Source organism: Streptomyces sp. MK7, from assembly GCF_032658145.1.
Lineage (GTDB): Bacteria > Actinomycetota > Actinomycetes > Streptomycetales > Streptomycetaceae > Streptomyces > Streptomyces spiralis.
On record NZ_JAVACL010000016.1, the window covers coordinates 141,894 to 161,719 of the forward strand.

The following is a 19,826-nucleotide window of genomic DNA, read 5'->3' on the forward strand; positions in this document are numbered from 1 at the left end:
CTTGACCACGCACCCCGCCCGTCACAGGCGCTCGTACCGGTGCAGGAGGGGACCACCTGGGCTCAGCGCAGGAAGGGGTCCACCGCGACCGCGACGAAGAGGATCGACACGTAGGTGATCGACCAGTGGAACAGCCGCATCTCCTTCAGCTTCGCGCCGGTCACCTCGGCCTTGGCCCGGTTCTGCAGCCCGTGCGCCTCCCAGAGCCAGAAGCCGCCGGCCGCGAGCGCGACCACCGTGTAGAACCAGCCCGTGTAGCCGAGCGGGGTCAGGAGCAGGGAGACCAGGACCATCACCCAGCTGTAGATGACGATCTGCCGGGCGACCACCTTGTTGGAGGCGATGACCGGGAGCATCGGCACGCCCACGCGCGCGTAGTCCTCCTTGACCTTCATGGACAGCGGCCAGTAGTGCGGCGGCGTCCAGAAGAACATCACGAGGAAGAGGACGATCGGCGCCCACGACATGGAGTTCGTGACGGACGACCAGCCGATGAGCACCGGCAGGCAGCCGGCGATGCCGCCCCAGACGATGTTCTGCGACGTACGCCGCTTGAGGATCATCGTGTAGACGACGACGTAGAAGAGGAGCGCTCCGAGCGACAGCCACGCCGACAGCCAGTTGACGGTGAGGCCGAAGAGCAGCGTCGAGACGACCGCGAGGGTGATGCCGAAGACCAGGCACTCGCGGGGGCTGACCATCCCGGTGACCAGGGGGCGCTGCGAGGTCCGGTCCATAAGTGCGTCGATGTCACGGTCGATGTACATGTTCAGCGCGTTGGCGCCGCCCGCGGAGAGGTAGCCGCCGACGCAGGTCAGCAGCACCAGCTTGAGATCGGGCACGCCCTGCTGGGCCAGGAACATCACCGGAACCGTGGTGATGAGCAGCAGCTCGATGATCCGCGGCTTGGTCAACGCCACGAACGCCTTGACACGGGCCCCGAACGGCCGGTGGCTCGGGCTCTGGCCTGCACCGAGTACTCCCTCCCCCAGAGCCTCAAGGGCCTGGGAGGTATCCCCAGGACGGGATTCGACGGCCGTCACGCACACCCCTGACAGAGACATCCCAGCGAACCCCGCCCTGTGAACTCTCGGTAAAGGCTCGCGCGTACCACGCCACTGTAGACGTTGCCCAGACCCCGGCCTTCGCGGGGGTCGGGTCGTGTTGGCCGGTGCCCCGGCGGCGGGCCCCGCGGCGGGTGCGCGGACCGCCGGAACGGCGAAAGCGGACGGACCCGCCGGCACGGAGACGGGAACGGAGACGGGAACGGAGACGCGGAGACGCGAGCGGAGACGGGAACAGAGACAGGAACGGAGACCGGAACGGCGAGGGGACGGTCTTTCGCAATGGCGAAGGGAACAGTCTTTCGGAACGCCTTCCTCACGAGCTTCCGACACCTTCCGGCATCCCTCCCGGCACCCTTCCGACACCCTTCCGGCCCCTCTCCCGACACCCTTCCGACACCCGTCCGACGGGCGCACGAGAGCTCGATTGAGCGATCGGATGAGCGGCTCCGTATTCAGTTGCCGAATATGGTCCCGGCCAGTCGGGAGGCGGATTTCGGAGAGTCCCGGCAGTCTGGAATGACTCGAAAAAATGCACGTCCTTACGGGGGTAGGCTCAGCAACGGCCGGCCGACGCGAGAAGCGCCGGCAGCCGGTGCGCACTCATGTGTGCCGGCATCCGACATGTGGAGAGGAGCCCTGACCCAGGGTGAGCACCAAGCCGACCACCACAGACCTCGAGTGGACCGAGTTGGACCAGCGTGCGGTGGACACCGCGCGCGTCCTGGCCGCCGATGCCGTACAGAAGGTCGGCAACGGCCATCCCGGTACGGCGATGAGCCTGGCTCCTGCCGCCTACACCCTGTTCCAGAAGGTGATGCGGCACGACCCGGCGGATCCGCAGTGGGTGGGGCGCGACCGTTTCGTGCTGTCCGCCGGCCACTCCTCGCTGACCCTCTACACCCAGCTGTACCTGGCCGGCTTCGGCCTGGAGCTCGACGACCTGAAGGCCTTCCGCACCTGGGGCTCGAAGACCCCCGGTCACCCGGAGTACGGGCACACGGCGGGAGTGGAGACCACGACCGGCCCGCTGGGGCAGGGTGTGGCGAACGCGGTGGGCATGGCGATGGCCGCCCGCTACGAGCGCGGCCTGTTCGACCCTCAGGCACCCGCGGGCGAGTCCCCCTTCGACCACTACGTCTACTGCATCGCCGGTGACGGCTGCCTGCAGGAGGGCATCTCGGCGGAGGCGTCCTCACTGGCCGGCCACCAGAAGCTGGGCAATCTGATCCTGCTGTGGGACGACAACCACATCTCGATCGAGGGCGACACCGAGACGGCCGTCTCCGAGGACACCGCTCTGCGCTACGAGGCCTACGGCTGGCATGTGCAGCGCGTGGAGCCCAAGGCGGACGGCGACCTGGACCCGCAGGCGATCTACGAGGCGATCCAGAAGGCCAAGGCCGTCACCGACCGGCCCTCCTTCATCGCGATGCGCTCGATCATCGCCTGGCCGGCCCCGAACGCCCAGAACACCGAGGCCGCGCACGGCTCGGCGCTGGGCGAGGACGAGGTCGCCGCCACCAAGCGCGTCCTGGGCTTCGACCCCGAGCAGCACTTCGAGGTCGCGGACGAGGTCATCGACCACACCCGCCAGGCGCTTCAGCGCGGCCGGCAGGCGAAGGCCGAGTGGGAGAAGTCCTTCCAGTCCTGGCGCGAGGCGAACGCCGAGCGGGCCGCCGAGTACGACCGGATCGCGAAGGCGGCGCTGCCGACCGGCTGGGACGAGAAGATCCCGGTGTTCGAGGCCGGCAAGGCCCTGGCCACGCGCGCCGCGTCCGGCAAGGTGCTCCAGGCCCTCGGCGAGGTGATCCCGGAGCTGTGGGGCGGCTCGGCCGACCTCGCGGGTTCGAACAACACCACGATCGACAAGACCTCGTCGTTCCTGCCCGAGGACAACCCGCTGCCGGAGGCCGACCCGTACGGCCGCACCATCCACTTCGGCATCCGCGAGCACTCCATGGGCGCGGAGCTGAACGGCATCACGCTGCACGGCAACACCCGCGTCTACGGCGGCACCTTCCTGGTCTTCTCCGACTACATGCGCAACGCCGTGCGCCTGTCCGCGCTGATGCACCTGCCGGTGACGTACGTGTGGACGCACGACTCCGTCGGCCTGGGCGAGGACGGCCCCACCCACCAGCCGGTCGAGCACCTGGCCTCGCTGCGCGCGATCCCGGGCCTGAACATCGTCCGCCCGGCCGACGCCAACGAGACCGCGATCGCCTGGCGGGAGATCCTGAACCGCTGGACCAAGGAGTTCGGCAAGGGGCAGCCGCACGGCCTGGCCCTGACCCGCCAGGGCGTGCCGACGTACGAGCCCAACGACGACGCGGCACGCGGCGGCTACGTCCTCTTCGAGGCGGAAGGCCCCGACGGGCAGAACGCCGAGCCTCAGGTGATCCTGATCGCCACCGGCTCCGAGGTGCACGTGGCCGTCGAGGCGCGCGAGCAGCTGCAGGCCGACGGCGTCCCCACCCGCGTGGTGTCCATGCCGTCCCAGGAGTGGTTCGAGGAGCAGGACCAGGGGTACCGGGACAGCGTCCTGCCCCCGGCCGTGCGGGCGCGCGTCGCGGTCGAGGCGGGCGTGGGCCTGCCGTGGCACAAGTACGTGGGAGACGCGGGGCGCATTGTTTCCCTGGAGCACTTCGGTGCCTCCGCCGACGCCAAGGTGCTCTTCCGCGAATTCGGCTTCACCGCCGAGAACGTGGCGGCCAAGGCCCGGGAATCCATCGCCGCCGCCCAGCGCTGACGCTCACATATACGACACGTAGGAGATGCAATTTCCATGACAGACGCACTCAAGCGCCTCACGGACGAAGGCGTCGCGATCTGGCTGGACGACCTGTCGCGCAAGCGGATCACGTCCGGCAACCTCGCCGAGCTGATCGACCAGCAGCACGTCGTGGGCGTCACCACCAACCCGACGATCTTCCAGAAGGCGATCTCGCAGGGCGACGGGTACAACCGGCAGCTGTCGGACCTGGCCGCCCGCAAGGTGACGGTGGAAGAGGCCATCCGCATGATCACCACGGCGGACGTCCGCGACGCCGCCGACATCCTGCGCCCGGTCTTCGACGCCACCGGCGGCCAGGACGGCCGGGTCTCCATCGAGGTCGACCCGCACCTGGCGCACAACACGCGGGCGACGGTCGCCGAGGCCCGTCAGCTGGCCTGGCTGGTGGACCGCCCGAACACGCTGATCAAGATCCCGGCCACCGAGGCGGGCCTGCCGGCGATCGCCGAGACCATCGGCAACGGCATCAGCGTCAACGTCACGCTGATCTTCTCGCTGGACCGCTACCGCGCGGTCATGGACGCCTACCTGACCGGCCTGGAGAAGGCCAAGGAGCGCGGCCTGGACCTGTCGAAGATCCGCTCGGTGGCGTCGTTCTTCGTCTCCCGCGTGGACACCGAGATCGACCGGCGCATCGACGAGATGGGCACCGACGAGGCCAAGGCTCTGCGCGGCAAGGCGGGCGTTGCCAACGCGCGTCTGGCCTACCAGGCGTACGAGGAGGTCTTCTCCTCCGACCGCTGGAACGCGCTGGAGAAGGCCGGCGCGAACAAGCAGCGTCCGCTGTGGGCCTCCACCGGTGTGAAGGACAAGGCGTACAAGGACACCATGTACGTCGAGGAGCTGGTGGCGCCGAACACGGTGAACACCATGCCGGAGGCCACGCTGGAGGCCACCGAGGACCACGGTGAGATCCGCGGCGACGCCGTCCGCGGCACCTACGAGCAGGCCCGTGCCGACCTGGACGCGCTGGAGAAGATCGGCATCTCCTACGACGACGTCGTCCAGGTCCTGGAGGACGAGGGCGTCGAGAAGTTCGCGGCCTCCTGGAACGACCTGCTGAAGTCGACCGAGGCGGAGCTGGAGCGCCTCGCTCCCACGGAGGGCTGACACCTTGTCGCCGCTTTCCGGTACCGGAGCGAACCCGCTCCGTGACCCCGCGGACCGACGGCTCCCGCGTATCGCGGGGCCGTCGGGCCTGGTCATCTTCGGCGTCACGGGCGACCTGTCGCGCAAGAAGCTGATGCCCGCCGTGTACGACCTCGCCAACCGGGGTCTGCTGCCGCCTGGCTTCTCGCTGGTCGGCTTCGCCCGCCGCGACTGGGAGCACGAGGACTTCGCGCAGGTCGTGCACGACGCCGTCAAGGAGCACGCGCGCACGCCGTTCCGCGAGGAGGTCTGGCAGCAGCTCAGCCAGGGCATGCGCTTCGTGCAGGGCACCTTCGACGACGACGAGGCGTTCGAACGGCTGCGCGGCACGATCGAGGAGCTGGACAAGGCGCAGGGCACGGGCGGCAACTTCGCCTTCTATCTGTCGGTGCCGCCGAAGTCGTTCCCGGTCGTCATCCAGCAGCTGAAGAAGCACGGCCTGGCCGAGCAGACGGGCGGTTCCTGGCGGCGCGCGGTCATCGAGAAGCCCTTCGGTCACGACCTGACGTCGGCCGAGGAGCTGAACCGGGTCGTGCACGGGGTGTTCGAGCCGGAGCAGGTCTTCCGGATCGATCACTACCTGGGCAAGGAGACCGTCCAGAACATCCTGGCGCTGCGCTTCGCCAACCAGATGTTCGAGCCGATCTGGAACCGGTCCTTCGTGGACCATGTGCAGATCACCATGGCCGAGGACATCGGCATCGGCGGTCGCGCGGGCTACTACGACGGGATCGGCGCCGCCCGGGACGTCATCCAGAACCACCTGCTCCAACTGATGGCGCTCACCGCGATGGAGGAGCCCGCCTCCTTCGACGCGGACGCGCTGGCCGCGGAGAAGGAGAAGGTGCTCGGTGCCGTCCGGCTGCCCAAGGACCTCGGCAGGTCCACCGTGCGCGGGCAGTACGCGGGCGGCTGGCAGGGCGGCGAGAAGGTCATCGGCTACCTCGAGGAAGAGGGCATCGACAAGAAGTCGAAGACCGACACCTACGCCGCGATCAAGCTGGCGATCGACAACCGCCGCTGGGCGGGCGTCCCCTTCTATCTGCGCACCGGCAAGCGGCTGGGCCGCCGGGTCACCGAGATCGCGGTGGTCTTCCAGCGGGCCCCGCACTCCCCCTTCGACACCACGGCGACGGAGGAGCTGGGACAGAACGCGGTCGTCATCCGCGTCCAGCCCGACGAGGGCGTGACGGTCCGCTTCGGCTCCAAGGTGCCGGGCACGTCGATGGAGATCCGGGACGTGTCGATGGACTTCGCCTACGGCGAGTCCTTCACCGAGTCCAGCCCGGAGGCCTACGAGCGCCTGATCCTGGACGTGCTGCTCGGCGACGCCAACCTCTTCCCGCGCACGGAGGAGGTCGAGCTGTCCTGGAAGATCCTCGACCCGATCGAGGAGTACTGGGACAAGCACGGCAGGCCCGCGCGGTACGCGTCCGGGACCTGGGGGCCGGCCGAGGCGGACGAGATGCTCGCACGAGACGGACGGAGCTGGCGCCGGCCATGAAGATAGACCTGACGGCCACCACGGCCGGGAAGATCAACAAGGCGCTGGTGCAGGCCCGCCGGGCGATCGGCACCCCGGCCGTGGGCATGGTGCTCACCCTCGTCATCGTCACCGACGAGGAGAACGCCTACGACGCCCTCAAGGCCGCCGGTGACGCCTCCCGCGAGCACCCCTCGCGCACCCTGGTGGTGATCCGGCGCATCTCGCGCACCCTGCGCGACCGCACGTCGTCGCGGCTGGACGCCGAGGTGCGGGTGGGCGCGGACGCCGGCACCGGCGAGACGGTGGTGCTGCGGCTGTACGGCGAGGTGTGCGACCACGCCCAGTCGGTGGTGCTCCCGCTGCTGCTGCCGGACGCGCCGGTCGTCGTCTGGTGGCCGGTGAACGGCCCGCTCGACCCGGCGAACGACCCACTGGGCGCGCTGGCCCAGCGCCGGGTCACCGACAGCTACGCCTGCGAGGACCCGCTGCGCGAACTGGGGGCGCGGGCCGAGGCCTACAGCCCCGGCGACACCGACCTGGCGTGGACCCGGATCACGCCGTGGCGCTCGATGCTGGCGGCCGCTCTCGACCAGGTGACCTGCGAGGTCCGCTCGGTCGAGGTGGAGGGCGAGGAGTTCAACCCGAGCTGCGAGCTGCTGGCGATGTGGCTCGCGGACCGGCTGGAGGTGCCGGTGAAGTGCTCGCCGTCCGCCGGGCCCGGACTGACCGCGGTCCGTCTGGACACCAGCTGCGGCCCGATCAGGCTGGACCGGGCCGACGGCAGGCTGGCGACCCTGGCCATCCAGGGGCAGCCGGAGCGCGCGGTGGCGCTGAAGCGGCGGGAGACGGCCGAGCTGATCGCGGAGGAGCTGCGGCGGCTCGACCCGGACGACACCTACGCGTCGGCGCTGCGCTTCGGGGTGGACCGGCTGACCGGCGCCGCCGGGCCGGTGCTCGCCGAGGAGGGGCCGGTCGCCGTCGCCACGGCCGAGGAGGACACGGCGAAGGCACCCGCGCAGCGGGCGGCGTCCCGGACCGCCCGGAAGTCCACGAGCCGGAAGGCGGCGGCGAAGTGAGCACTCCCCAGCTGGTCGTCCACCGCGACAAGGAACTGATGGCGCAGGCCGCCGCGGCCCGGCTGATCACGAAGATCGTGGACGCCCAGGCCTCGACGGGCTCGGCGAACGTGGTCCTGACCGGCGGCCGCAACGGCAACGGCGTGCTGGCCGCGCTGGCCGCCGCACCGGCCCGGGACGCGATCGACTGGGGCCGCCTGGACCTGTGGTGGGGCGACGAGCGGTTCCTTCCGGAGGGCGACCCGGAGCGCAACATCACACAGGCCGAGGAGGCGCTGCTGGACGCCGTGCCGCTGGACCCGAAGCGCGTGCACGCCATGCCCGCGTCGGACGGCCCGTACGGCACGGACGTCGAGGCGGCGGCCGACGCCTACGCCGAGGAACTGGCCCGTGCGGCCGGTCCCGCCAACCACGGCGCGGTGCCGACCTTCGACGTGCTGATGCTCGGCGTGGGCCCGGACACCCACGTGGCGTCCCTGTTCCCGGAGCACCCGGGGGTCAGGGAGACGGAGCGCACGGTGATCGGCGTCCACGGCTCCCCCAAGCCGCCGCCCACCCGTATCTCCCTCACCCTGCCCGCGATCCGCTCGGCCCGCGAGGTCTGGCTGCTGGCGGCGGGCGAGGACAAGGCGAACGCGGTGGCCATGGCCCTCTCCGGCGCCGGCGAGATCCAGGCGCCCGCGGCAGGCGCCCACGGCCGCGCCCGCACCCTGTGGCTCCTGGACACAGCAGCGGCCTCCCAGCTCCCGAGGTCGCTGTACCCCCCGGCGTCGGCGTGAACATCAGCCCCTCCGGGGGTGCCCCCTCTGGGGGAGTGTGAGGACGAGGCCGTCAAGGCCGAAGCGGGGCCCGGGGGCGGCAGCTCCCAGGGACGGGAAGGGCAGGGGCGGCGGGGGCGAAAACCCTCCCCGCCCCGCACCCGCACCACCACCCGTACCGACCTACTTCACCGACCCCGCCATAACCCCCTGCACGAAGTGCCGCTGGAAGGCGAAGAACACCACCACCGGCACCACCAGTGACAGAAACGCCCCCGGCGCCAGCACATCGATGTTGCTCCCGAACTGCCGTATCTGCGACTGCAGTTCCACCGTCAACGGCTGCGACGAACTGTCCGCGAACAACAGCGCCACCAGCATGTCGTTCCACACCCACAGGAACTGGAAGATCGCGAGGCTGGCGATCGCCGGCCGCCCGACCGGCAGCACCAGCTGCACGAAGATGCGCCACTCCCCACCCCCGTCCATCCGCGCCGCCTCCAGCATCTCCTTCGGTATCTCCGCGAAGTAGTTCCGCAGCAGGAACACCGCGAACGGCAGCCCGTACGCCACATGGAACAGCACGACACCGGGGATCGTGCCGAACAGCCCCAGCTGCCCGAAGAGTTTGGCCACCGGCAGCAGTCCGATCTGCACCGGCACCACCAGCAGCGCGACCACCAGCAGGAACAGCGGCTCGCGGCCGGGGAAGTCCAGCCAGGCGAAGGCGTATCCGGCGAGCGCGGCGATGACGACGACGAGCACGGTCGCCGGGACCGAGATCAGCACGGTGTTCCAGAAGGCCTGGGTGATGCCGGCGTTCTTCAGCAGCGCCGAGTAGTTGTCGAAGGACAGCTGGCCGGGGCTGGTCAGCGCCGTCCACCAGCCGCCCTTCGCGGTGTCCTGGGCCGAGCGCAGCGAGGACACGAACAGCCCGGCCAGGGGTGTCAGCCAGACCAGGCCGATCACCACGAGGAAGGCCTGCACGAGCCCGTTGCCCAGGCCTCTCCTGACCGTGTTCATCGCTGACTCCTTCGGAAGCGGCGGACGTTGAAGACCATCGCGGGGATGACGAGGAGCAGAAGCAGCACACCCAGCGCACTGCCCAGCCCCTGGTTGTTGCCGCCGCCGAAGGACACCAGCCACATCTGCGTGGCGAGCACGGTCGCGTCCTCCTGCACCGGCCCGGGCGCGATGATGTAGACGAGGTCGAACACCTTCATCACGTTGATGACGAGCGTGACGAAGACGACCGTCAGCACCGGGGCGAGCAGCGGAACGGTGATGCGGCGGAAGATCTGCCACTCGTTGGCCCCGTCCATCCGGGCCGCCTCCAGCGCGTCGCGCGGCAGCGTGGACAGTCCGGCGCCGATCAGCACCATCGCGAACCCGGTCCAGATCCACAGGTACGCCCCGATGATCGCCGGGGTGACGAGCGTCGGCCCGAGCCAGGAGACGCCCTGATAGGGCGGCGCGAAGTTGGACTCCGGGAGCCGGAGCGTGTACGACCCCGCGTGCAGGCCGGAGAAGTGGAAGGAGCCGTCGGAGGCGGTGGTGGCGTGCGCGACGGTCCGCCCCTCGCGCACGGCCTCGACCTTCATCCCGGGTAGTCCGTTCTCCCGCCGGTCGACCTTGCCCTGGGTGCCCGTTCCGCCGGGTGTGAAGTCCAGGTAGACGACCCCGCGCACCTCGCCGGCGGCGGCCTTCCGCCCGGCCGCCGGGTAGGCGGGCGAGGCGTCCTTCGGCAGGTCCCCGGGCAGTACGCCGACCATCGGCAGCGCGACCGTGGCGCCCGGCGACACGGCGGCGTTCGTGGTGTAGGAGCCGTCGTGGGCCTGGGTGAGCCCGTGCGGTCCGGTGCGGGCCCGCGCCGTGGGGTAGGTGGAGGTGCCGGCGAAGGCGTCGTGGACGGAGACGACGGCGGCGTTGAGCACGCCCTTGTCGGGGTCCTGGTCGTAGGCGAGCCGGAAGATGATCCCGGCGGCGAGGAAGGACACCGCCATGGGCATGAACAGCAGCAGCTTGAACGCCGTCGCCCAGCGGACCTTCTCCACCAGCACGGCGAGGATCAGGCCCAGTCCGGTCAGCAGCGCCGGGGCGACGACCACCCAGATCACGGTGTTCCGGATGGCTTTGAGGGTGGCCGGGTCGCGGAACATCTCGGTGTAGTTGTCGCCGCCGACGAAGCGGGTGCCGGAGGCGTCGAAGAAGCTGCGGCCGACGGAGAACAGCACCGGGTAGACGACGAGCGCGCCGAGCAGCAGCAGCGCGGGGAACGCGAACAGCAGGGCGACGATCCGGCCCCGCCGCCGCGCGCGGCGCGCGCGGTCGGCCTGACCGGCGGGCGGCGGAGAACTCGCCGCCCGCTCCTTGGTGACGGTGGTGGCGGTCATGGCCGCTCAGCCCTGGCCCTGGTACGCCTTGGCCGCCGCGGCCTCCAGCTTCGCCGCGGTGCCCTTCGGGTCCGACGGGTCGCGCAGGAAGTCCTGGAGCAGCTTCCACTCGCCGGTGCCCTTGGTGCCGCCGAAGGCCGCCGGCGCCTGGTCGGACATGTCGAAGCGGACCGAGTCGCCCGCGTCGACCAGGGACTTGGCGGTGGCCCGGGTGACGTCGTCGCCGTAGGAGGCCAGGTCGAGCTTCTTGTTCGGGGACAGGAAGCCGCCCGCCTTGGCCCACACGGCCGCGGCCTCGGGAGTGGCCAGGTACTCCAGGAGCTTCATGCCGGCCTTGGCGTTCTTGCCGTCCTTGAGCACGACGGCCGCGTCGCCGCCGCTGACGACGGGTGCCTTGCCGCCGTCGACGGCGGGGAAGGGGAAGAAGTTCGCGTCCTTGCCGATGGTCTTCCCGAACTGGTCGTGGGCGACCCCGGCGACGAAGTCGCCCTCGTAGACCATGCCGGCCTGCGGCTTGGGCCCGAACACCTTCTCCACCGAACCGGGGAAGTCCGTGTTGAGGGCCTCCTTCTGACCGCCCGCGATCAGCTGCTTGTCCTTGAACAGCTTGCCGAGCGTGCCGAGCGCCTTGACCACGCTCGCGTCGGTCCACTTGAGCTGGTGTGCGGCGAGGGCGTCGTACTTGTCGGGTCCGGCCTGGGAGAGGTAGATGTTCTCGAACCAGTCGGTGAGGGTCCAGCCGTCCTGCCCGGCGACCGCGAAGGCGGCGAGCCCGGAGTCGGAGACGGTGTGCCCGGCCTTGAGCATCGCGTCGTAGGTGGTGGGCGGCTGGACGCCGGCCTGGGTGAGCGCGTCGGGGCTGTACCAGACGGTCGACTTGTGGGCGGCCTTGAAGTACAGGCCGTACAGGGTGCCGTCGACGCTGCCGTACTTCTTCCACACCGGCGCGTAGCCCGCGTCGACCTCCTTCCGGGTGGTGGCGGACAGCGGGGTGAGCCAGCCCTTCTTCGCGAACTGCTGGAGCACACCGACCTGCGGGACCATCACCACGTCGGGGGCGTTGCCGCCCTCGATCTTGCTGCCGACGACGGTGGAGACGTTGTCGCCGGTGGACACGAACTGGGTCTTGGCGCCGGTCTTCGCGGTGAACGCGTCCAGCACCTTCTGGAAGTTCTTCTGCTCGCTGCCGGACCAGACACCGGCGACGGTGACGGTCTGGCCGCTGAGTTCCTTGTCGCCGCCGCCCGCCGAGACCGGGTCGCCGCCGCAGGCGGTGGCGCCGAGGGCGAGGACGAGGGCGGTGCAGCCGGTGAGCAGGGTGGTACGTCGTCGCATCATCGTCGATGTTCCCTTCGAGGGGTTGGTGTGAGACTGGCGAGAGATCGGGGTGCCGGGGATCAGAGCTCGGCGATCCACCAGGCGGCCGTGGAACCGGGCAGCACCCCGGCCGCGGGGCAGGGACCGCTGGCCAGCAGCGGGGTGCCGGAGACGGGGGCGGGCACGGGGGCCGTGCCGAAGTTGACGGCGCAGACCAGGCCGTCGCCGCGGACGAAGGCCAGGACGCCGGGCGGGGTGTCCAGCCAGCGCAGGTGGCCCTCGCCCAACTGGGGAAGTTCCCGGCGCAGTTGAAGACCGTCGCGGTACAGGTGCCAGAAGGAGCGGGTGTCGGCGAGGGCACGGTCGGTGGCGTACTCGGCGAAGTACTCCGGCTGCGGCAGCCAGGGCCGTACGCCCTCGGCGCCGGAGGTGAAGCCGAACGGGGACGCCTGTCCCGACCAGGGCAGCGGCACCCGGCAGCCGTCGCGGACGCGGGAGCGGCTGCCGGTGCGGCGGAAGATCGGGTCGGTGAGCACGTCGTCGGGCAGGTCGACGACCTCGGGCAGGCCGAGCTCCTCGCCCTGGTAGATGTACGCGGCTCCGGGCAGTGCCAGCATCAGCAGCGCGGCGGCCCGGGCGCGGGCGGCGCCCAGTCCGCTGCCTTCGGGGACGGGTTCGCCGTAGCGGGTGACGGTGCGGATCTGGTCGTGGTTGTTGAGGACCCAGGTGACCGTGGAGCCGGTGCCGGCGATGTCCTGCATGGCCTCGGAGACGACCTTGCGGAAGGCGTCGGCGTTCCAGGGGGCGCTGAGCAGGTCGAAGAAGAAGGCCTGGTGGAGTTCGTCCGGGCGGACGTACAGGGCGTGTTCACGGGCGGTGGGGACGGAGACCTCGCCGACGAGCAGGCGCTCGCGTCCGTCCCGCTCGCGGTACTCCTCGCATATGGAGCGCCAGTGGCGCCACACGTCGTGCACCTCGGGCTGGTTCCAGGCGAGCGGGTTGACCGAGTCGCGGGTGCGGGCGTCGGCCTCCGGGTCGTCGGAGTCGGGCAGTTCGGGGTGTTTGAAGAGGCCGGCGGCGACGTCGATACGGAAGCCGTCGACGCCTCGGTCCAGCCAGAACCGCAGGACGCGGTCGAACTCGGCGGGGATCTCGGGGTTGCGCCAGTTCCAGTCGGGCTGTTCGGGCGTGAACATGTGCAGGTACCACTGGCCGTCGCCGGCTCTGCTCCAAGCCGGGCCGCCGAACATGGCGTGCCAGTTGTTGGGCGGCTCGCTGCCGTCGGGCCCGCGGCCGTCGGCGAAGTGGAAGCGGGCGCGGGCCGGGCTGCCGGGCTCGGCCGCGAGTGCCTCGCGGAACCACGGGTGCTCGCTGGAGCAGTGGTTGGGGACGATGTCGAGGAGCACCTTGACGCCGAACCGGCGGGCGGCCGACACCAGCAGGTCGAACTCGGCGAGGTCGCCGAAGAGCGGGTCGACTCCGCAGTAGTCGGCCACGTCGTAGCCGTGGTCGTGCTGTGGTGACGGGTAGAACGGGCTCAGCCAGATCCCGTCGACGCCGAGCTTCTTCAGGTACGGCAGCCCCGCGCGGACGCCGGCCAGATCGCCGATGCCGTCGCCGGTGCTGTCCAGGAAGCTGCGGACGTAGACCTGGTAGATCACCGCGTCCCGCCACCAGTGGTACTTACTCAACATGCATGCATGTTAGGTAGGCGCTGCGTATGGGTGTCAACGAAATGAACGGAGGCTACCGAGCAGTTGAGGGTACAAATCACCACTTACTGGAGCATGGCGAAGTCAAATGAGATGTGCGCGTTACCTAACAAGTAACTATCGCGGCTAGCGACGGGCGATGGCGTCGAGTTCCCGCGCCAGCCGGCGCACGGCCTGCTCGGGCGTCTGACGCCCGGTCAGCGCGTCGTGCACGACGGCCTGCACCACCAGGCTGACCTGGTCGTAGTGCGGGCTCTTGGGACGCGGCGCGGCCGAGAGCACGGCAGCGCGCAGGGTCGGCAGGTACGGGAACCGCCGCACGAGGGCGGGGTCCTCGTAGAGCGCGGCACGCACCGGCGGCAGCGAGCCCCGGGTGAGCACCTGGCGCTGGACACGCTCGCTGGTCAGGTATGCGATCAGGCGCGCGGCGGAGTCGGGGTGCCGCGCGTGGGTGTTGACGGCGAGGTTGGAGCCGCCGAGGACGCTCGTGCCCGGCCCGTCCGGCCCCGGCAGCGGTACGGCGCCGATCTTCCCGGCGACCTTGGACCCCGGGGCGGAGGCGACGGCGTACGCGTAGGGCCAGTTGCGCAGGAAGAGCAGCCGGCCGTCCTGGAAGGCCTGCTTGGACTCCTCCTCCTTGTAGGTGAGCGCCGCCTTGGGAATCCAGCCCTCGCGGAAGCCGCGCGCGAGGAAACCGATGCCCTCGCGGGCGGCGGCGGAGTTGACGGTGACGCGCGCGCCCTCGTCGCCGAGGATCGTGCCGCCCGCCGAGTACACCGCCTCGGCCGCGTTGACGGTGAGCCCCTCATAGGGCAGGAACTGGCCCGCGTAGCCCCCGAGACCATATTTGGGCGCGATGGTTCTGGCGTCGTGTTCCAGCTCGGCCCAGGTGCGCGGCGGCGGCACGCCCTCCTTCGCGAGGACGTCCTTGCGGTACAGCAGCAGCCCGGCGTTCGTGACATACGGGACGGCGTAGAGCTGTCCGTCGTACGTGGCCGTGTCGACGACCGGCGGCAGGAAGGTCTTCAGCGGGAAGCGGTCGCGCGGCAGCGGGCGGATCCAGCCGGCGGCGGCGAACTCCGAGGTCCAGTTGACGTCGATGTTGAGCACGTCGAACCGGCTGCGGTCGCCGCCGCGCAGGTCGGTGGTCATCTGCGCGTGGGTCTCGTCGGCGGAGTCGGGCAGCTCGACGAGGGTGACCCGCTCGGCGGGGTGGGTGCGGTTCCAGCCCTGGAGGAGGGGGCCGAGATAGCCGGTGAGATCCCCGGCGGTGGCCAGGGTGAGCGGGCCACGGCCCTCGCCGGCGCCCTCGTCGGCGTGGGCGCCGGAGGCGGCGTACCCGGTGAGGATCACGACGAGTGCGAGGAGGCCCCTACCGGCGGCGCGTATCCACCGCATAGGTTCCTCCCTGAACACGTACACCTGGCTCCGGCGCCCTCGCCGGGAGTCAGAGGCCATGTATACCTGTTAGGTATGGGCGATACTAGGGCCTGGAGCACATTGTGAGAGGACAGGAGGAGAGCACGAGTGCGCCTGCCCCTCCTGGCACTCCTCGCGCGCGGCCCCGCCCACGGCTACGAGCTCAAGCAGGACCTTGAGCAACTGCTGGGCTCCGCGTACCCTCAGCCGAACGTCGGCCAGATATACGTCACCCTCGGCCGCCTCGAGAAGTCTGGACTGATCGAGGGCGAGGAGGTCGAGCAGTCCAGCCGGCCCAACAAGAAGATCTACCACCTCACCGACGCCGGACGTGAGGAGCTGCGCGTCTGGTTCGCGGAGCCCGAGGACGAGCCGCGGGTGCGGGACGAGTTCTTCATGAAGCTCGCCCTCGCCCCGCGGACCGGCCTCGCCGACCAGATCGCCCTGATCAACAAGCAGCGGCGTCAGTACCTCAACACCATGCGCAATCTGTCGAAGCTGGCCGCGGCCGAGAACCGGGACAACAGAATCGCCCAACTGCTGATCGAGGGCGCCATGTTGCACCTGCAGGCCGACCTGGACTGGCTGGAACGGTGCCAGGAGGAACTGGAGGAGCCGCAGTGAGCGACCGCCCCACCCCCCTGCTGCGCGCCGAGGGCCTCGTCAAGACGCACTACGGCGAGGGTGCGCCCGCCCGTGCCGTGCGCGGGGTGGATCTTCAGGTGGCGCGGGGCGAGTTCGTGGCCGTCACCGGTCCCTCCGGCGCCGGGAAGTCGACGCTGCTGCATCTGCTGGGCGGGCTCCAGCGGCCGGACGAGGGCAGCTACTGGCTGGACGGCCGGTGCACCGACTCCTACAGCGAGGCCCGCTGGGCGGAGGAGCGCCGGAAGGTCATCGGGATCGTCTTCCAGTTCTTCAACCTGGTCTCCAACCTGTCGGTCGCCGACAACGTCGAGCTGCCCGCCCTGCTCGCCGGCCGCTCCCCGAAGCAGGCCCGCGCCGAGCGGCAGGAGCTGCTGGGCGAACTGGGGCTCGACGGCAAGGAGCGCGGCATGCCGGGCGAGCTGTCCGGCGGCGAGCAGCAGCGCGTCGCCCTGGCCCGTGCCCTGGTCAACCGTCCGCCGCTGCTGCTGGCCGACGAGCCGGCCGGCAGCCTGGACAGCAAGGGCACCCGTGAGGTGATGCGGCTGCTGTCCCGCTTCCACCAGCGCGGCCAGACGATCGTCCTGGTCACCCACGACGCCCGGCTGGCGAGCGCCGCGGACCGCGTGATCAGCTTCTTCGACGGCCGCATAGCCGACGACGCGGAGCTGGACGGCACGCCGTCCCGCCGGGCCGGGACGTCCGGCGTACTGGAGCTGAAGGACTGACCCCATGCGTGCCACCCTGCGCTGGGCGCACTCCGATCTGCGGACGCACCGCGGCGAGGCCCTGTTCCTCGTGCTCGCGACCGCCGGCATCGTCGCCTCGCTGCTGCTGGCCACGGCGCTGTTCGGCTACGCCACCAATCCGTGGCAGCGGGTCTTCACCCAGGCGCGCGGCGCCCATGTGTGGATCCATGCCGTGCCGTCCGCGGACACCCGCCGGCTGGCCGCGCTGGACGGCGTGGACGCCGTCGCCGGCCCCTACGCCACCGAGTCCGTCACCGTCTCCGTCCGCGGGACCCGCGCGTCGGCCGAACTGCGCGGCACCCCCGGGCGGCCCGCCGTCGGCCGCCCGCTGCTCGTCTCGGGGCACTGGCTCGACCCCGCCCGGCCCGACGGCGTGGTGCTTCAGGACAGCCTGGCCCGCGCCCTGCTCGCCGAGCCCGGCGACACCCTGACCCTGCCCGGCACGACCCGGACGCTGACCGTCGTGGGCGTCGCCGACAGCGCCGAACCCCGTTACGGCCCCGGCGAGCAGCCCGGACTCGTCTGGGCGGTGCCGTCCGCGGTGCGCGACCCGGGCGGCCAGGTCGTGGGCCTGCGCCTCACCGACCCCGACGACACCGACTACGCGGTCCAGCGCGCCGTCACCGTGCTCGGCGCCGGCTCGGTCACCGAGGTCTCCACCTGGCGGCAGGCGCAGGCCCAGGCGCAGGGCGACAACCGGCTGCTCGGCCAGGTGCTGGGCCTGTTCGGCCTGGGCGCGCTGGTGGCCGCCGCGTTCGCGGTGCACGGCGCGATCGGCACCCGGATCCGCGGTCATCTGCGGGACATCTCGGTGCTGAAGGCGATCGGCTTCACGCCCGGCCAGGTGGTCCGGATCTTCCTGCTCCAGCACGTGGCGTACGCCGTGCTGGGCGCCATGGCCGCGGCGGCCCTCATCCAGGGGCTGGGCGCCCGCGTGCCGGGGCGGCTGGGTGACGCGGTCGGGGTGTGGCAGGGGCTGCCGGGGCACACGGCGGCGCTGGCCGTGGTGCCGGTGGGCGCGGTGCTGTTCATCGGCGCGGTCACCGGGCTCGCGGCCTGGCGGGCGGGCCGGGTGCCCCCGGTGCCGGTGCCCGGCCGTACGACGGCGCCCGGCGGCCGGCTGCCGGCCGCGGCACGCCGGGCACTGGCCCTGCGGCTGCTCGGCCTCAGCCTGCCGCCCGCGCTGGTCCTCGGCGGGCACCAGGCCTTCGCCCGCCGCCCGCGCACCCTCGCCACGGTCGGCCGGCTCGCGCTGCCGCTGCTGCTGATCGTGGTGGCGATGAGCGCCTGGACCACCATCGACCGCTTCCACAGCCGGCCCGAACAACTCGGTCTGCCGGCCGCGCTCACCATCCGCGGGGACGGCACGCTCGGCGACCGGGGGACGCGGGCCCTGCTGGACCGTGAGCCGCGGGTCGCCGCCGTCTACCCGGGTGTGGAGACCGCGGCACTGGTGCCCGGCCAGACCGCCACGATCGCCCTGCGGGGCCTCGGCACCCGCCAGGACCCCTACCCGTACACCCTCGCCGAGGGCCGCCCCGCCCTCGGTCCGGACGAGGCGGTGGCCGGGCAGGGCCTGCTCGATCTCCTCGACGTACGGGTCGGCGACTGGGTGCGGATGACGGTGGGCGAGCAGCCGCAGATCCTGCACATCGTGGGCCGCAGCATCGAGCCGGAGAACGGCGGCCGCGTCATCTCCACCTCGCTGGACACCCTCCGCGACAACGACCCGCATCTCACCCCGACCCTCTACCAGCTGCGGCTGCGCCCCGGCGCCGACGCCCACGGGGTCGCCGCCGCACTGCTCGCGGCCGGCCACGGACACCTGGACGTGCACGCCGTGACCAACCCGGCCGACGGGCTGTCCCCGCTGCGTGCCGTGGTCGCCGGGCTGGTCTGCGTGCTCGCGCTGATCGGGCTCGTCGAACTGCTGACCGCGATCGGCGGCACCGTGCGCGAGGGCGAGCGGGACCTGCTGGCCCTGAAGGCGATCGGGCTCTCCCCGCGCCAGGTCACCGCGATCACGGTCACGGCCACCAGCTGCACCGCCCTGACCGCCGTGCTGATCGCCGCGGCCGCCGGTCTGCCGCTCGCCCACTGGCTGATCGACGCCCAGGGCCGCTCCAGCGGCATCGGCGCCGGTATCGCCGCGGGCCCCTCCCCGCTGCTCCTGCTGCTGTTCGGGGCCGCGGCGGTGGCCGGCGCCGCGGGACTCGCCGCCCTGCCGGCGTCCCGTGCGGCGCGGCGACGGCTCGCGGACACGCTGAGCGCGGTGGCCTGAACCGCGGCCCGGCGGTCTGTCACCGGGTCGCGCCAGAGAGGCGGGACAGCGGCCCTGTCAGCCCGCGTCCTGCCATACGTCGGGATTCGCCCGGATCTTGGCGAGCAGACCGGCGAAGACGTCCCCGTCGAAGAGCACGCCGCTGTACTGCCTCGGGATGGTCACGTCGTTGATCTCGGCGGTGGGGGTGCCGGGCCCCTTGGGGTCCTGCACCCCGCCCGCGCGTTCGTACGCCTCCTCGGACGTGGTCACGAACGAGCGGTACTTCATGGTCTTCACGGCCGAGTCGAAGTCCGGCCCGCGCAGCCCGGGAACCCTGGCCGCCAGTTCGAGCAGGCAGGCGTCGGTGAATCCGTCGACGCTCTCGGCGGGTTGGTTGGCATAGAGCACGTCGTGGTATTCGGCGAACTTCCCCTTGTCCAGCGCGGCCCGCAGGGCGTTGACAGCCTTTTCGGACCCGGAGCCGCCGAGCCTGTCGTCCAGGAAGGAGGCGAGGGTGTACTGGGTCTTCGTCTCCCGCCGGATGGTCGCCGCGCGCAGCTGAGGGGCACCACCGGTGCTCTCGAACTCCTTGCACACCGGACACCGCGGGTCCTCGTACAGGTGCACGGTCACCGGGGCGGCCGGGTCACCGACCGAGATGGTCGTCCCGTCGTCCCCCAGCCGCTCCGGCACATCCGACAGCCCGGCGTAGGCCGGTGCGCCCGCCGTCGTGGCCGCCGACCGGCCGCTGTCCGCCTCCGCCGCGCGATGTCCGCAACCCCCCGCCGACACCCCCATCACGGCCACCGCGACCCCCGCGGCGAACCCCCTGCGCATCATGCTTACTTCCTCCCCAGAAGTTCACCGGAACCCTAAGGGACGCGCCCTGAGAGCGCACAGGGAAATTCGCCGCGACGGCACGAGCGGCGGATCAGCTCCGTCCGCGCAGCTCCCGGTACTTCGCGACCAGCGCCTCGGTCGAGGCGTCCAGGCCGGTGACC

General features: G+C 71.2%; 15 protein-coding genes. 8 read left to right on the forward strand and 7 right to left on the reverse strand.

Features of this window, described 5'->3' with window-relative positions; translation table 11 throughout:
• Positions 1 to 62 precede the first annotated feature (62 nt).
• On the reverse strand, positions 63 to 1,049 hold the full coding sequence (locus R2S09_RS19650; protein WP_372337605.1) for a heme o synthase: 987 nt from the start codon (positions 1,047 to 1,049) through the stop codon (positions 63 to 65).
• A 664-nt stretch (positions 1,050 to 1,713) separates the two neighbouring features.
• Here R2S09_RS19650 and tkt point away from each other — a divergent pair.
• From tkt to pgl, 5 genes are read left to right on the forward strand one after another with little or no spacing between them, the layout of a single operon-like run.
• Positions 1,714 to 3,816: a transketolase gene (tkt, locus tag R2S09_RS19655; protein ID WP_306183706.1), complete on the forward strand. Its 2,103-nt coding sequence runs from the start codon at positions 1,714 to 1,716 to the stop codon at positions 3,814 to 3,816.
• Positions 3,817 to 3,852: 36 nt separating this feature from the next.
• Positions 3,853 to 4,971 carry a transaldolase gene (gene tal / locus R2S09_RS19660; RefSeq protein WP_316742367.1) on the forward strand — a complete coding sequence of 373 codons (1,119 nt, stop codon included), beginning with the start codon at positions 3,853 to 3,855 and terminating at the stop codon, positions 4,969 to 4,971.
• Positions 4,972 to 4,975: 4 nt separating this feature from the next.
• Positions 4,976 to 6,514 (forward strand): glucose-6-phosphate dehydrogenase, encoded by a 1,539-nt coding sequence (gene zwf / locus R2S09_RS19665; protein WP_306183704.1) that lies wholly within the window; start codon positions 4,976 to 4,978, stop codon positions 6,512 to 6,514.
• Positions 6,511 to 7,572, forward strand: a complete 1,062-nt coding sequence (opcA, locus tag R2S09_RS19670; protein ID WP_306183702.1) for a glucose-6-phosphate dehydrogenase assembly protein OpcA — start codon at positions 6,511 to 6,513, stop codon at positions 7,570 to 7,572. The genes zwf and opcA overlap by 4 nt, the downstream gene beginning before the upstream one ends.
• Positions 7,569 to 8,351, forward strand: a complete 783-nt coding sequence (gene pgl, locus R2S09_RS19675) for a 6-phosphogluconolactonase (RefSeq protein WP_306183701.1) — start codon at positions 7,569 to 7,571, stop codon at positions 8,349 to 8,351. The genes opcA and pgl overlap by 4 nt, the downstream gene beginning before the upstream one ends.
• Before the next feature lie 162 nt (positions 8,352 to 8,513).
• Here pgl and R2S09_RS19680 read toward each other — a convergent pair whose 3' ends face one another.
• From R2S09_RS19680 to R2S09_RS19700, 5 genes are all read right to left on the reverse strand, one after another.
• Positions 8,514 to 9,353: a carbohydrate ABC transporter permease gene (locus R2S09_RS19680; RefSeq protein WP_306183700.1), complete on the reverse strand. Its 840-nt coding sequence runs from the start codon at positions 9,351 to 9,353 to the stop codon at positions 8,514 to 8,516.
• Positions 9,350 to 10,723: an ABC transporter permease subunit gene (locus tag R2S09_RS19685; RefSeq protein ID WP_316742368.1), complete on the reverse strand. Its 1,374-nt coding sequence runs from the start codon at positions 10,721 to 10,723 to the stop codon at positions 9,350 to 9,352. The genes R2S09_RS19680 and R2S09_RS19685 overlap by 4 nt, the downstream gene beginning before the upstream one ends.
• Before the next feature lie 6 nt (positions 10,724 to 10,729).
• The gene (locus R2S09_RS19690; RefSeq protein WP_316742369.1) at positions 10,730 to 12,061 is read right to left on the reverse strand and encodes an ABC transporter substrate-binding protein; all 1,332 of its coding nucleotides are present in this window, start codon (positions 12,059 to 12,061) and stop codon (positions 10,730 to 10,732) included.
• A 59-nt stretch (positions 12,062 to 12,120) separates the two neighbouring features.
• Complete coding sequence (locus tag R2S09_RS19695) at positions 12,121 to 13,734, reverse strand: glycoside hydrolase family 13 protein (RefSeq protein WP_306183697.1); 1,614 nt, start codon at positions 13,732 to 13,734, stop codon at positions 12,121 to 12,123.
• Between the two features lie 144 nt (positions 13,735 to 13,878).
• Complete coding sequence (locus tag R2S09_RS19700) at positions 13,879 to 15,150, reverse strand: ABC transporter substrate-binding protein (protein ID WP_306183696.1); 1,272 nt, start codon at positions 15,148 to 15,150, stop codon at positions 13,879 to 13,881.
• 129 nt (positions 15,151 to 15,279) lie between these two features.
• Between R2S09_RS19700 and R2S09_RS19705 the strand changes: the two genes are divergently transcribed.
• The 3 genes from R2S09_RS19705 to R2S09_RS19715 are packed head-to-tail and all read left to right on the forward strand — an operon-like array spanning position 15,280 to position 18,843.
• Positions 15,280 to 15,795 (forward strand): PadR family transcriptional regulator, encoded by a 516-nt coding sequence (locus R2S09_RS19705; protein ID WP_316742371.1) that lies wholly within the window; start codon positions 15,280 to 15,282, stop codon positions 15,793 to 15,795.
• Complete coding sequence (locus tag R2S09_RS19710; protein WP_306183693.1) at positions 15,792 to 16,541, forward strand: ABC transporter ATP-binding protein; 750 nt, start codon at positions 15,792 to 15,794, stop codon at positions 16,539 to 16,541. Before R2S09_RS19705 ends, R2S09_RS19710 begins: the two co-directional genes overlap by 4 nt.
• A gap of 4 nt (positions 16,542 to 16,545) precedes the next feature.
• Entirely contained in the window at positions 16,546 to 18,843 is a 2,298-nt protein-coding gene (locus R2S09_RS19715) for an FtsX-like permease family protein (protein ID WP_306183691.1), read from the forward strand.
• Between the two features lie 57 nt (positions 18,844 to 18,900).
• Here the strand turns inward: R2S09_RS19715 and R2S09_RS19720 are convergent, their stop codons facing one another.
• Positions 18,901 to 19,665, reverse strand: a complete 765-nt coding sequence (locus R2S09_RS19720; RefSeq protein WP_306183689.1) for a thioredoxin domain-containing protein — start codon at positions 19,663 to 19,665, stop codon at positions 18,901 to 18,903.
• Positions 19,666 to 19,826: the final 161 nt, after the last annotated feature.

What these genes read in the sequence shown, in the direction of transcription:
- tal (WP_316742367.1), top strand. Translation starts at nt 3,853, where the DNA reads ATGACAGACGCACTCAAGCGCCTCACGGACGAAGGCGTCGCGATCTGG.
- opcA (WP_306183702.1), top strand. Translation starts at nt 6,511, where the DNA reads ATGAAGATAGACCTGACGGCCACCACGGCCGGGAAGATCAACAAGGCG.
- R2S09_RS19680 (WP_306183700.1), bottom strand. Translation starts at nt 9,353, where the DNA reads ATGAACACGGTCAGGAGAGGCCTGGGCAACGGGCTCGTGCAGGCCTTC.
- R2S09_RS19685 (WP_316742368.1), bottom strand. Translation starts at nt 10,723, where the DNA reads ATGACCGCCACCACCGTCACCAAGGAGCGGGCGGCGAGTTCTCCGCCG.
- R2S09_RS19690 (WP_316742369.1), bottom strand. Translation starts at nt 12,061, where the DNA reads ATGATGCGACGACGTACCACCCTGCTCACCGGCTGCACCGCCCTCGTC.
- R2S09_RS19695 (WP_306183697.1), bottom strand. Translation starts at nt 13,734, where the DNA reads ATGTTGAGTAAGTACCACTGGTGGCGGGACGCGGTGATCTACCAGGTC.
- R2S09_RS19700 (WP_306183696.1), bottom strand. Translation starts at nt 15,150, where the DNA reads ATGCGGTGGATACGCGCCGCCGGTAGGGGCCTCCTCGCACTCGTCGTG.
- R2S09_RS19715 (WP_306183691.1), top strand. Translation starts at nt 16,546, where the DNA reads ATGCGTGCCACCCTGCGCTGGGCGCACTCCGATCTGCGGACGCACCGC.
- R2S09_RS19720 (WP_306183689.1), bottom strand. Translation starts at nt 19,665, where the DNA reads ATGATGCGCAGGGGGTTCGCCGCGGGGGTCGCGGTGGCCGTGATGGGG.